Origin of the sequence: Latilactobacillus graminis DSM 20719 (genome assembly GCF_001436415.1) — a bacterium.
Classification (GTDB): domain Bacteria; phylum Bacillota; class Bacilli; order Lactobacillales; family Lactobacillaceae; genus Latilactobacillus; species Latilactobacillus graminis.
In genome coordinates this window covers 15551-29058 of sequence record NZ_AYZB01000001.1, presented here as the reverse complement: position 1 = coordinate 29058, position 13508 = coordinate 15551, and the positions used below count along the sequence as shown (strand labels likewise).

Genomic DNA, 13508 nt, shown 5'->3' with positions numbered 1-13508 from the left:
CAGATGCAAGCTAACCAGAAACAAAGACCTGTTAAACTAGATGTTGAGTTAGTCCAAGAAATCGAGCAATACTGTGAGGTTTATGCACTGGATGAGAATGATTTAATTCGTGATGCGTTGCATGAATTTATGACAACGAGACAGGCGAAAGTAGATAACATCATTAACGGGTATGCTGAAATGGCTAGTATTAATAGTCAAATCGCTGCCGAATTTAACGCTTGCGAAAGTGAGGCATATGCGCATATTCGCGTGGCGGATTTATCCTAATTGGAGGGAGAACAAGTGGGCGTATCAATACAACGTGGCGATATTTATTATGCAGATTTATCACCGGTGGTTGGTTCAGAGCAAGGTGGGATGCGACCTGTTTTAATCATTCAAAATGACGTGGGGAATCACCACAGTCCAACTGTCATTGTGGCGGCAATCACAGCGAAGATTCAAAAGCCGAAATTACCAACCCATGTGGGGATTACGGCTAGAGATAATGGGGTTGAGCGCGATTCTGTAATTTTATTAGAGCAGGTACGTACGATTGATAAGCAGCGTCTTAAAGACCATGTCACACAATTGACAGCGGATAAGATGAGCCAAGTTGACCGAGCACTTACGATAAGTGTTGGTCTTAAGCCGGTTTTAAATCCTTAATACATAGATGATTAAAACGGGACGGTCTTTTAGGGTCGGTCACCGTTTTTTTGTGGCTTTTATTATAAAACATTAAATATGCTATGATGGTGAAACTGCGTACAAGTAGTAACGTATAATGATTACAAAAAAATAGGAGGTTTCAAAATGACCAATCAAAGACGTTTAAAAATGGTGATTTTAAACGGATTAGTGGCAGCACTATATGTTGTTTTATCATTGTTCCCAGGGATGCTGGGGTTTGCTTCGGGGGCGATTCAATTTCGAATTTCTGAAGGGTTAAATCATCTAGTCGTGTTTAACAAGAAATATTTATGGGGTGTTTTCGGTGGGGTGCTCGTCTTTAATTTCTTTTTTAGCTCAGAAAATAAATTACTCGACACGCTCTTTGGCGGCGGGCAAACCTTGTTAGCACTACTAATTTTGACCTTGGTAATGCCGTATTTAAAACAAACTTGGCAAAAAATGCTCATGAATATCCTCTTGTTTACTGGTTCGATGAGCATGATTGCTTGGATGATTGTTCTAACAGGATCGACCGGTGGGACGCAAATGCCATTCTGGCCGACATATATTTCATTGGCACTTTCAGAAGGGCTAATTATGACGATTACGGCACCAATTATGTATATGGTGGATAAAGTCGTTCATTTTGATGCTCAAATGAAATCGTAATAACTCAAAAATAATTCTATTGAGGAATCTGAAGATACTTAAAAATTGAAGCTAATAGATAAAGCCATTGCTAGGCGACCTATCATCGATAAAACATCGATAATAGGTCGCCTAGTTTTATTTTTCACGCAGTATTTGTCGGTTTTTTTAGGGTTTGTAAACACAGTGATTGAGACAGCATCATAATAACGCATTTTTCGCTTTCTTCTATATATAAAAGTAATATTAACGCTAATTACGAGATTGCCAAACCGGATTTATTACTTAGGATGAAGTTACACGCTGACTGCATTATGTCAATTCAAGACGCAAAAATAGTCGGCATGCTTCGATTGGATATCGAGAACATGTCGAGTGGAAGATTACTGATTGTAATTTGGTTTCTATAGATTTATTCCATTGACCCCTTGTTCGGTGTATAAGCTGGGAATCATGTAAACCGATTCATAACTCATGAGTTATGAACTACTAACTTGATTACAATATTATCTTATTTCTGAAAATTGTACAAGCATATTCTTTCTAAGATATTTTAACAGAAATAATCTTTAAATGGCTGATTTAACAGCATTTTCAAAGTTTTTACACGCGGATTTTTATTTTTATAAAAATAACGCGTTGTATATTTTTGTAAAAAATATCAGTTTTTTTATATTAGTTCATAACTCATGAGTTGTAGCCGGAGGAAAAGGTATGCGGAGATTGAAAAATACAAAAATTATCATAGTTGCGCTGTCGTTGATGTTAGGGCTGAGCCCTGCAATGCAAAGTATGCAAGCAAGTCAAGCTGCTACTGTACCGGTCACAACTCAAACTAATAATAAAGTGAAGTTGAGTGTTGATACCACAAAAATCACAGCAGGTAGTAATTTTTTATTACATGTTAATGTCGATCAATCAAACGAAATGCATGAACTAACTATTGACTTATCAAATGCGCCGACGATTCAGTTAGGTAAGGCGATTGTTGCAGATCATCCGGAGATACATGTGGTTGCAACTAAGAATCCGGCTGGCAAACCAACATTGAAAATAAGTAGTCAGCAGCCCCTCACCAAACAGTTTGATGTTGTTTTAAAATCGATTGATGAAGGTACTAACCAACTTAAAGTAATTGATGAAAATAATAACGCGCTCTCAAATGAAGTTAAATTACGTGCAGCATATGATAAAACCTTCAAAGTAAGTGCGATAGATCCCAACAAGGATATTGATGATGGTGAAAGCAATTGGGTGAAAGTTGTTGATCCTGGTATCTCGTCAATAACGTTAAGTAGCACTGTTAAGTTGCAGTTCACTTTTGGAGATACACACGGCAAGGTGGCTAAGCGTCCTGGTGGTGCGACACCAAATGTTTTTTTACTAAAGCATGGTATTGATGTTGCAAATGGGTTTAATTTGGACAGTCTTAAAGGTGTGCCGTCTACTTCGCCTAATTTTGAGCTTACGTTTAAGAATCCGACAGCTGGTGGTGAATTTGTTCCGAATAATGCTTTTTCGATAACCAATTATACGGAAGATCCGATTGGCGACAATCTGCAGCTGTATACCACGGTTGATAAAAATGGACGGAAAGTAATTAAAGCACAAGGTACTTTCCATGATAAAACTTCTTTAGAAGTCGAGGTCCTTTATCGTTTTCAGGCCAAGGCGCCAGTTATCCAGCAAGAAGCATATGTAAAAAATACTGATTCGGCTGGGTATATATATTATATGGCATTCTTCGGGATCAATACAATGTTAGGTGACCAGGATTATGTTCCAATGTATGCTATGGGAAATAATACTGGATTGTACGTGATGAATACTAAGGAAAACCAAAAGCTTAAGATGTATTTTAATATGAAAGTTCCAGATGGACCGGATGCATATGCTGCCCAAAGTGGAAGTAGCGCTGTATTAGATCGTTTTAGACCGAACGGTATGGGGGTCGGGGATGAAAGTGAAAATTATCCTGAAGGAACTAGGATTGTTGAAAGCGCCAATAACTCGGCGTATTCAGCGCATTGGAAATGGCACGAGCTCAAATATCATCAAGTGGACCATTACCGGTCGGATATCGGGGTGTCAACTTCCCCCTTGACGGTCCCGAATGCGCTTAAAGAATATAGCAACACAACTTCTACTGATGGTAAAAATCGCGTGGGCGATAAGTTAACCTTCAAGTTGAGCGCTCACAACATTGGGTATGAGAGTGAGTGGATAAATATTAAGATTGATGATCAAATTCCGATTGGTTTAGATATTGATACAGCTTCCTTCAAGTTGACCGATGCCGCGGGACAGACAACAGCTGTCCCCGCAAGTAACTATGATGCAACGACCAGAACATTAAAAGTGGCATCACCGAATTTAACCGATAACCAGTGGAGTAGTGTCACATTTGATGCAACAATTAACAGTCAAGCCGCTGGCAAAACATTACGGAATACTGTGAACGTAACGGGTGATGATGGGAAAGATAGTACTAATCAGTATACAGACGCCGACGCGTATGTCGATATCCCGGTTGAAATATCGCCTTATATGGCCGAGTTAACCAAGCAAGTTAAGAATGAGACCGCTAAAGATACGGACTATCAAACCGCGACGGTGGGCCATGTTGGTGACAAGGTCGCCTATCGCCTGACTTATAACGTTGACGCTCAGTCGACTGCTGCCATGGTCAGTGGGACCTTAAGTGACGAATTACCAAAGAGTGGTTTAGATATTGATAATCAATCAATTAAAGTCACCTATCCTGACGGAACAACGGACACGCCTAATGATCTAAGCAGTATCGCTTTGAAACCAACAACCGTTGGTCAAGCACAAAAAACAGTGGTTGACTTCGAAGCGACAATTAACCAATCTGCCGAAGCAGGGACAACCATTCGAAATATTGGCCGAGCTGAGGCGACGACTGGTAGTGACGGAACGTTTAACAGCTCAAGTGAAGCAGATATTAATATTCCAGAAACACCCTATCAATCGACTTTGACGAAACAGGTTAAAAATGAAACAACTAACAAACCAACTACTTTTGCAGATGCAGTTGATGGTCATATTGGAGACATTATTGATTATCGGATGACATATACTGTCGATAGAGACAGCCCTCAGGGGTTGAAAGCTGGTGAAATCCAAGATACTTTACCTAAGGAAGTTGATTTGGTTAAAGGCTCAGTAAAAGTATCGGGCGATAATCAGGATGATCGGACGTTTGATGATTTAAGCAAAGTAACCATTAACCCCTTAAAAATTGGCGAACAAGCACAGATTGATTTTCAGGTAAAAATTAATGACCAGGCTAAATCTTTAGTCGACACAAAAACGCCAATTAAGAATGTAGGCCATTTAGTCGATGGGCAAACGGATGCCGACACAAAGACAACTAGCGATAGTAATGAAGCCGATATTAATATTAAAAAGGTCGAAAATGGCTTAATTACGTTTAAATATATCGATCGCAAAACGAATGAAGCAATCGGTGATAAAGAGGTAACAGTTAATGGGCCGATCGGCAAAAAAGTTTCAGAATTAACCACAAGTAATATCAGTGGTAAGCTTGATCCAAATAAAATTCGACCTGAATTCATTGATGGCTGGGTCGCAGTTGATTATGGCGATGACACGAGCCCCAACAACTTTTATCAGATTAAAGATATTGATCCAGTGATTGATAGCAAGCCACAAGTTATTACGATTCGTTATGAACGTTCTGGTCTGACGCTTTCAGCGCCCCAAGACTTTGATTTTGGCGAGTATTTAGCACATGAGAGTGATGCAACTTATTATTTAAAAGCACTCAAAGGTGATGAGAAGCATGAGAAAATTCCCTATAGCATTGGAATTTCTGATTACTATGGGGTCAAGGACTGGTCGCTGGGGGTTGAACAAGCTCAACAATTTAAGGGTAACGTAGTTGTTGATCGGGATGTACTCCAGGAAGTTAAGCTGGATAACGCTGAGTTACGCTTTGCGAATGCAAGTTTGAGTCAATTAACATCTGACAATGAAAACACAGCGACCGATCAAATCGACGCTTTAAAACAGTTCACCCTAGTTCCTGGTGTTAAGAATAAAACAACATTAGTTACTTATCACAAGCAAGGACAGTACGCTGCCGGAACCGGTGATAATTCCAAGAATCAACAATATGATAATCCAGGTTATGCAACATATAGCTATCAATTTGGAGATCAGAAGTCTGCTGATTATAGTATCGGGTTGCACGTTCCTGAAACCACTAAACGGCATAAAATTCGGTATACAACTACCTTGGAATGGAGTTTAACCGTTGCACCATAATCCATGAAGTAAAGAGGTAAGGGTTTTGAAAAATAAGATAAAAGGGTTGTTACTTGGGACTTTTTTTGCAGCCGCGTGTTTCGCGATGGCTTCAAACCCAACTTTAGCGGCAGTAAAAACGCAAAATGCAGACTTTGAGATTCAACGTTTACCGTCTGAAACACAAGTCAATAATGATGTTAAATATTTTGACTTAAAAATCGCACCTGGTGAACGTGAAGAAATAAAAATGCGGGTTCAAAATTTTACAGATCATAAAATCACCGTCAAAACTGATTTACGCAATAGTTTTACGCAAGTTGGGGGGGGTGTTGATTTTACATCTGATACTAAACAGTTAGATAGTAGTTTAGCAGTCCCTCTGACTAAAGTTGCGCATGTCAATGCCAAAGATCGCGTTTTACATCTTGGTCCAAACGAGACTCGGGATATCACAGCGACCGTCAAGATGCCAACGGGCGTAACTCGCGGCTTAATTTATGGCGATTGGCATTTCATCGAGTATTTAAGTAGTAAAGGCAGTGGTTCGGCCGTTTCAAGTAACTACGCCTACTCAGTGGGGGTTGTTCTCAGAGGCAAAAATTATAAAGTATATCCTGAACTTAAATACAATAAGACCAAAGCGATACTCTATAAGAAACATGCCGGCATGGGAATTGATTTACGTAATACACAACCGATGATATTGAATAACGTTACGATGCAAGCGGTCGTTGCCAAAGAAGGTCTATTTGCTTCGAAGCACATCTTCAATGTAACAGACAGTCAAATTGCGCCGAACTCTAAGGTAACGTTACCGATTACTTGGTCTTACGACCAACTAAAACCGGGCCGATATACAGTCAATGTTAAGGTAACTGGGGAAAATAATTGGAATCGATTGCCAATGTCATGGCGGTTTAAAAAGCATTTTACTGTTAAGCGAACGGCTGCTAAAAAAATTAACCAAAATGCGTTACAACAACCTAAGAATAAATGGCTGTATGTCAGTGTTGCAACTGGTGGCTTGTTATTGGTCGCAACGGCTGAATTGTTAAAACTATTGTTATCAAGTGGTGTTTAATTAATGATAAAGAAAGCTGAGTTAACGAACGCTTACAAAAAAAATATTTGGCGGGTACTTCTGCTTATTATTTTAAATGGTTTGTTGTTGTTGAGTATTGCTAGTGGTTCAGTGAGTGCGAAGTCCCACCGGATCAAATCTAAAGTGGATAATACGGTCCCGATGACGGTGCAAGTATTGCCCAAATTGCCTCCAGATAATTTGGGCGGACGTCATTTAGGCTACTTCGTGTTACCAATGGTTGATCATAAGGAACGCAAAGAGACCGTCCGACTTTACAATCCGACTAATCAAACGATTAAGATTCGTTTTAAGGCCGCGGATGCGACAACTAACAATAATGGATCGGTCGATTATACGGGTGCTCACGCAGTTGATCATAGTTTATTGAAAAAACCAGCCTCGTCGATGATTAAAGTGCCACAAAGTTTAAAGCTTAAGCCTCAAGCAGGCCGGTCTGTGACATTTACAGTTAAAAACGTAGCGGATAATTTTAAAGGACAAAAAGCCGCTGCGTTGAACATTATCGCTGATGGCGTGAATGCAAATCGAAGTAGTATTAGAAATCGATATGTTTATGCGATTGGGGTTGTTTTACAAGGCGAGAAGTTGCCCAAACGGCAGCTCCAGAGGTTGAAGGTAAGCGGAATCGATGTGGGTCTCACCAAAGCTAAAAAAGCTGCGATTCGTGTTAAATTAGCTAATCCTGATGCGACTTATTTAAAACAAACGAAATTACAGGTGAAGTTAGTCAATCGCAAATATCATTTTTTTAAGTATCAAGATGTTAAAAAGGATTTGAAAATTGCACCTAATTCCAGTTTTAAGGATGATATATTACTGGGAGGAAAACGGTTAGTACCAGGTGTGTATCGGTTAACCATGACGGCTAAAACGGATCGCTATCATCAGACGGCGACGAAATATGTAGAAATCACTAAGAATAAAGCTCGGTTTATCAATGCACACAACTATTTATATTTGAAGTATCGCAATCGTCTATTAATCGGGTTATTAGTGCTGTTGATAATTGTGGCTGCTTTAACGATTGGGTTACGGCGCCGCTTCAAACGTAGAAAGAAGGATTTAAATGAATAAATTATGGGTGACCTCTTATGTAACTAGTAAGAATTACCGAAAGTATAAATGGGGACTGATTGCGCTGGTCGTTGGATTATCAATCGTTTTCTGTATCAGTTTATACTTTGCGATTATGTTTCAGCAAGAGCTCAATTCTTTTACCACAATTACTTTGGGTTGAGTGGTTGCTTGACCAAAGTTAAGTTGATTCGATATAGTTTTAGATTGCTTAGAACTCTGAGCATGCCGGAAAGCCAGATTAGGCTAGTGACGTACCATCTTAAATTTAGTTTATAACCTCGATATTATGTAATTAATATCGAATTATAAAAAAATATCGCGACTTTGTCGCAACTACAACAAAGGGAGGAATTTCAAAATGAAATTCACAAAATTAACAGGCGTTGCATTAACAGGCGCAACTTTATTATCAATCTTAGCACCAGCAACATCGACATTTGCTGCAACTACCGAAGGTAAGACAGAAGATAATGGCGGAACACCATTACCACAAACAGATAAGACAGTTGCTGGGATTTCTTTTGGTGATAACAAACCTAATGCTAACACTGGTTTCTTACGTCTTCAAATGGTACCGCATGTATTAGACTTTGGTAACCACGTAAAGTTTGATTCAGCTTACACAACATTTACTGCTGATGGTAAAAACTATGCTAACGGGACCAACGATCGTCAACCTTCATATAAGGAAGATGGTGTTACAAACCAAACAGCTATCTTAAATACAGACGATACAAAGTTAAAAGAATTGAGTGGGGATGCATGGGCAACGGTTGTTGATAAACAAGTGACTCGTGAACAACTTGACACATATGCTACAACAACAAATCAAGCTGCTGGGACATGGGATTTGAACGTTAAAGCAGATGGTGCTTTAATGGCGAAAAACGGTAAAACATTAGCTGATGCACAACTCTTGTTCAAAAATACAGCTTACGCAAAAACGGATGCTGTTTACGATTTAACGAATGAAGATCAAGATTCAACATTTACAGCCGATTTAGCAAGTAGTACTGCTACAGATAAGGGTGTTGCAGATGTTGGCACTATCACTAAGAGTTTCGCTTTAGATTTGTCTGATAAAGATGCACAACATAAAGTTGCTCATGCTGATGCAAATCAAGGTACTGGGGCTAACGTTTTTGGTTGGAAACCAACAGATATCCAATTAGTATTACCTGCAACATCATCTGTTCAAAATGCTGAATACACAGCTAACTTAACATGGACATTAAGCACTGGTGTTACTGGTTCAGATGCTGGCGCAAAAGCATAATTTATTAATATCGTGAGAAATGGAATCGAGTATTGCTGCAAGCTTGACTGGAAGACTATCAGATTTTTAGAGTGAATACGATTCAATTAAGCGAGCAATGAATAGTAAACCAATGATTGGTTTACTATTTTTTCAATATAATTATTAAGGGCGTTACTATTTAGGCGGTGAGAAGATATTGAAGAATCAGGAAATTGAAGGTCATTATAGTCGATGGTATAAAAATACACAGATGATTGCAAATGAATTAAATGCATTAACTCAAGCGTATGGGATTAGTTTTGAACAGTATTTGATTCTAGAGAATTTGAAACAGCAAACGTCGACACCGAGTCAACTGGCTAGACTGTTTAACACGTCAATGCCGGCTGCTTCTCGTAAAATTAATTTATTACAAAAAAAACATTATATTCGTAAACTACGCGGGTTGGAACAGAGCGATCAACGGTTAGTTGAAATTAAAATAACGCCGGAAGGTGAATCGGTCTTCAGTCAAATTAAGAAGCAACTTGATGACAAGTATGAATATTTGGACGCGGCAGCGCGTGAATTTGTTAATATCTTTTAATACTCGTATTAATAAATCCTTTAAATGATGTAAATGAAGACCAGAATTACGGCCAGATCAGAACTCAATATAAATATATTTGAAGAGCGAAGACGCCTAGTTAATCACCTTTACAAAGCCATTAAGGCTTTGTAAAGGTGATGCTCGGCGATAATTCACGCACAACAAAGAAACGGCCTTATTCCAGTATTATCCGGAATAAGACCGTTTAGTAATCCCTTGCCAGTTTGACAGAACCTAGGTATCTATAGGTTCTGTTTTTTTTGACAATTAAATTAAATTTTCAAGTTGATCTGAATCATTCCGCAGAGCTTTACCAGATTGAAGATCATCAATTTCAGGCACTCGATAACCTTTTTTTTCAAGTTTATAAATAATTTTTTTGAGAATGTCTAGTTCCAGACCAGCTGGTAAAGTAAAAAGTGTCCGGCGGACAAATTCATCTTGCTTAGCATCCAAGGTGATACAGCTCGCAATTGAAGTATATTTAGCAATGATCTTCGACATCGCAACCAAATCACCTTGTGCGCCAGAAGAAAGCACAGTGAGCACGTAACTACTCAATTCAAGGTTCCATGCTTCAGAAAGCATATTTAATAAGGTACTATGGGTTAAAATCCCGAAGAAATTGCTGTCTTCATCTAAAACTGCAATATACGGTAAATCCTTGATATTAAAAAACACTTTAAAAAAGGGGGCGTCAACCGGAATATATTTAGTCATGTTCTTTAATAAACTGGTCACAGGCAGTTGCATATCACCACCTTGGGATTTATGCCGGTAAATATGCATCTTATAGATGTTACCTCGGAAAATCTTACCACTGGCGTCTAAGACCGGTACACAGCGGAAGCCAGATTCCTCTAATCGCTGTAAGGCTTCTTCTAAGGTGACTGATTCAACAATCGTGGTAAGACGTTCTTTGGGTAATACTAGGGATTTAATGAGCATAGCTTTTCTCCTTAGATTAAAATTCTCTCATATACTAGTGTAATCATAGCATATCATCAATAGAATTAAAATAACTAGTTTTTCGTCTTAGCGAAAGCTTGATTAGTAATTAATGAGAAAAAATCGATTGAGCTTGGCATAAAAAAACAGGTCGTTAATTAGATTAACGACCTGTTTACGATAGTTAAATAACAACAACAGGAATTCCTTCGCTAACGGTGTTGTATAACTTAGCCATAGTACCAGGTGGCGTATTGATACAGCCATGTGAACCATGGTGCTGATACCAGTCACCACCGTATTTGGGTTGCCATGGTGAATCATGAATCCCGACGCCAGTTTCATCAATTGGCATCCAGTAATTAACAGGACTAGCATATTCACTGACACCATCGAAGTTTTTACCCTTCAAGGTGGCGTTTCGTTCTTTCTTCCAGATACTCCAAACACCGGTGGGGGTGACTTGTGGTGGTTGTGCCGACACAATATCGGTTTCAATTGTGACTTTACCATTTTGATAGAGCCACATATGTTGTGCTTTCAAATCAATTTCGATGTAGGTTGAACCAACACTTCGCGTTTTTTGATCGATACCAGAACCGCGAATAACTGCCGTTCTGGAGAAGTCTTTCCCTTTAGGCACCTCAGTCATGAGAGCACTGATTTCATCGGCCGGTGAAATACTCCAACCGTAAATACCAGCTGGAACGGTCACTGTGCCTTCTTTCGTGGAATTGAAGGTCAGTGCTTTATCGAAAGTATCATATTTAGCCTTTAATTGATAAACGTATTTAGTGACTGCAGCCTTATTAAGGCTAATTGTGCCATGATCATAAGTTAACCAACTTTGAATTTCTGCTTTAGGAACTTGAACGGCATTACCATTGACTGAGTAACTAATTTTCTCATTCGCGATAGTTTTCAATTGCTTAGCTGCTTTTTGTAATTGCTGATTTGTGGATTTAACTGCGGGTTGGGTATAGTCATTTTTTAAATTAATTGTGGCTTGACCTTGATTAATTCCGTGGGCAACAGTTTTTTTGAATTGAGCAACATCAATCGTATTCCCGTAAATTTCTTTCACGAGATCAAATTTTTGATCCGTTAGATTGATGTGGGCATCCACAGAAGACTGTCGATTAGCATTGACCTTTTCGAGAGTTTGCGTTGAGAATTTGTCAAAATCGTTAGCGTTTAAAATGAGGGCATCTTCTGATTTTGTCGTTTGATCCTTACCGAAAAGATGACCAAGCCAAGTCCAGCCGTTTTGGCTTTGCTTGATTTTCTGTAATAAAGGCTTGAAATTGTGGCTAAAGCCAGCATCTTGGCCAGTAAAAGTTAATAATTTTTGTTCTTTATCCTTTAGCGTGTATTTTTGACTGTTGACCTTTTTTAACAATTGTTCATTAGCGCCTACTACTGACTGGCCACTAATACTAACCCCAGCAACGGTAGTATGTGGCAAGAACGCATTTTGATAATGCAGACTAACTGCCGAATAGCCACCAATGAGCACAATGGTTGCTACGCCAAGGACGACGTAGGCTTTCTTTGTAAGTTTCACAACCTTAACTCCAATCTTTGCATAGGTTAATCATACCCCAGTATTGGCTAAAATACAAAGGTGTTAATTAAATGTAAGCATACTAGATATGCCTTTAAAAAGAAATAAAAAAGTATTGATTTTAACCAAAAAATGTCATTTAGCAAAAAAAACGACCCCCATTGTATGAGAGCCGTTTGGTCTAAACTAAAAATGTTTATTGACGTGTTTCGATATCTAATTCAGCAAATGCTTTTGTAACGATATCTTTTAATTGTTTTGCAGAACTGTGCATGCTTTCCATTTCGTGATCTGTTAATGGAATTTCAAGAACACTTGTAATCCCTGAACGGTTAATAACAGCAGGTGAACCGATAAAGATATCGTTCAAGCCGTATTGGCCTTCCATGTATACAGATAGTGGTAAGACAGCATTTTCGTCATCTAAGATAGCTTTAGTAATCCGAGCTAAGGCAGTACCAATACCGTAGAATGTAGCACCTTTTAAGTTAATGATTGTGTAAGCAGCGTCGCGAACACTTTCGAAGATCTTAACCAGTTCTTCTTCTTTAACTTCTGGATGAGCTTTAACCCATTCAGAAATTTTGATTCCGCCGATGTTAGCGTGTGACCATACAGGGAATTCTGTATCACCATGTTCACCCATGATATAAGCATGGACCGAACGTGCGTCAACGTTAACCATTTCAGCGATGTCTTTACGGAAACGAGCTGAGTCAAGTGATGTCCCTGAACCGATAACGCGTTCTTTAGGGAAACCTGATAATTTCCATGTAGCATATGTCAAGATATCAACTGGGTTAGCAGCAACTAAGAAGATACCGTTAAAGCCAGATTCAACGATTGGGTCAACGATGGTCTTTAAGATTTTAAGGTTTTTACTTACTAAGTCTAAACGTGTTTCACCTGGTTTTTGTGGTGCGCCAGCTGTGATAACAACAACGTCAGCATCTTTTGCATCTGAGTATTCAGCAGCATAAATTTTCTTAGGAGAAGTGAAAGCTAATGCATCAGATAAATCGATTGCATCACCTTGTGTTTTTTCTTTAAAGATATCTACGATACCAACTTCTTGTGCAATCCCTTGTAAAGTTAATGCATAAGCGTAACTAGAACCAACAGCGCCGTCGCCGACGAGGATAACTTTTTGGTGATCTTTTTCAATGTTTGCCAATATAATGACGTCCTTTCTGTAAATCAATTCTTCATTTCGAAAACCAGTATAGCATAATTTAAGCTTAAGTTCGCGATTTTTACCCAAATTTTCAGAAAACTATTTCGACTACAACGCGAGAAATAAAATGAATATGGTATAATGATTTTTAAAACCAACTGGTGATTGAGGGCCATTAACTGCTCAAAATTTTGA

At 38.8% G+C, this 13508-nt stretch carries 12 protein-coding genes; 9 read left to right on the top strand and 3 right to left on the bottom strand.

What is annotated here, in order from left to right; translation table 11 throughout:
• Window positions 1–3 precede the first annotated feature (3 nt).
• The 9 genes from FC90_RS00115 (at window position 4) to FC90_RS00080 (ending at window position 9624) form a co-directional block, all read left to right on the top strand.
• Window positions 4–270 carry a hypothetical protein gene (locus FC90_RS00115; RefSeq protein ID WP_057907275.1) on the top strand — a complete coding sequence of 89 codons (267 nt, stop codon included), beginning with the start codon at window positions 4–6 and terminating at the stop codon, window positions 268–270.
• 15 nt (window positions 271–285) lie between these two features.
• A complete protein-coding gene (locus FC90_RS00110) occupies window positions 286–651 on the top strand; it encodes a type II toxin-antitoxin system PemK/MazF family toxin (RefSeq protein ID WP_057907274.1) in 366 nt (121 codons plus the stop codon).
• Between the two features lie 147 nt (window positions 652–798).
• Window positions 799–1326, top strand: a complete 528-nt coding sequence (locus FC90_RS00105) for a QueT transporter family protein (protein ID WP_057907273.1) — start codon at window positions 799–801, stop codon at window positions 1324–1326.
• Window positions 1327–2019: 693 nt separating this feature from the next.
• Entirely contained in the window at window positions 2020–5616 is a 3597-nt protein-coding gene (locus FC90_RS00100; RefSeq protein ID WP_057907272.1) for a WxL domain-containing protein, read from the top strand.
• A 25-nt stretch (window positions 5617–5641) separates the two neighbouring features.
• Window positions 5642–6679, top strand: a complete 1038-nt coding sequence (locus FC90_RS00095; protein ID WP_057907271.1) for a WxLIP family cell surface protein — start codon at window positions 5642–5644, stop codon at window positions 6677–6679.
• A 3-nt stretch (window positions 6680–6682) separates the two neighbouring features.
• A complete protein-coding gene (locus FC90_RS00090) occupies window positions 6683–7777 on the top strand; it encodes a WxL protein host-binding domain-containing protein (protein WP_057907270.1) in 1095 nt (364 codons plus the stop codon).
• On the top strand, window positions 7770–7940 hold the full coding sequence (locus FC90_RS09135; protein WP_157053027.1) for a hypothetical protein: 171 nt from the start codon (window positions 7770–7772) through the stop codon (window positions 7938–7940). Before FC90_RS00090 ends, FC90_RS09135 begins: the two co-directional genes overlap by 8 nt.
• A gap of 198 nt (window positions 7941–8138) precedes the next feature.
• Complete coding sequence (locus FC90_RS00085; RefSeq protein WP_057907269.1) at window positions 8139–9056, top strand: WxL domain-containing protein; 918 nt, start codon at window positions 8139–8141, stop codon at window positions 9054–9056.
• Between the two features lie 178 nt (window positions 9057–9234).
• Window positions 9235–9624 (top strand): MarR family transcriptional regulator, encoded by a 390-nt coding sequence (locus tag FC90_RS00080; RefSeq protein ID WP_057907268.1) that lies wholly within the window; start codon window positions 9235–9237, stop codon window positions 9622–9624.
• Between the two features lie 270 nt (window positions 9625–9894).
• Here FC90_RS00080 and cbpA read toward each other — a convergent pair whose 3' ends face one another.
• From cbpA to FC90_RS00065, 3 genes are all read right to left on the bottom strand, one after another.
• Window positions 9895–10575 carry a cyclic di-AMP binding protein CbpA gene (gene cbpA, locus FC90_RS00075; protein WP_057907267.1) on the bottom strand — a complete coding sequence of 227 codons (681 nt, stop codon included), beginning with the start codon at window positions 10573–10575 and terminating at the stop codon, window positions 9895–9897.
• Window positions 10576–10759: 184 nt separating this feature from the next.
• Window positions 10760–12139 carry a L,D-transpeptidase family protein gene (locus FC90_RS00070; protein WP_057907266.1) on the bottom strand — a complete coding sequence of 460 codons (1380 nt, stop codon included), beginning with the start codon at window positions 12137–12139 and terminating at the stop codon, window positions 10760–10762.
• A 196-nt stretch (window positions 12140–12335) separates the two neighbouring features.
• Entirely contained in the window at window positions 12336–13313 is a 978-nt protein-coding gene (locus FC90_RS00065; RefSeq protein WP_057907265.1) for an L-lactate dehydrogenase, read from the bottom strand.
• Window positions 13314–13508 lie beyond the last annotated feature (195 nt).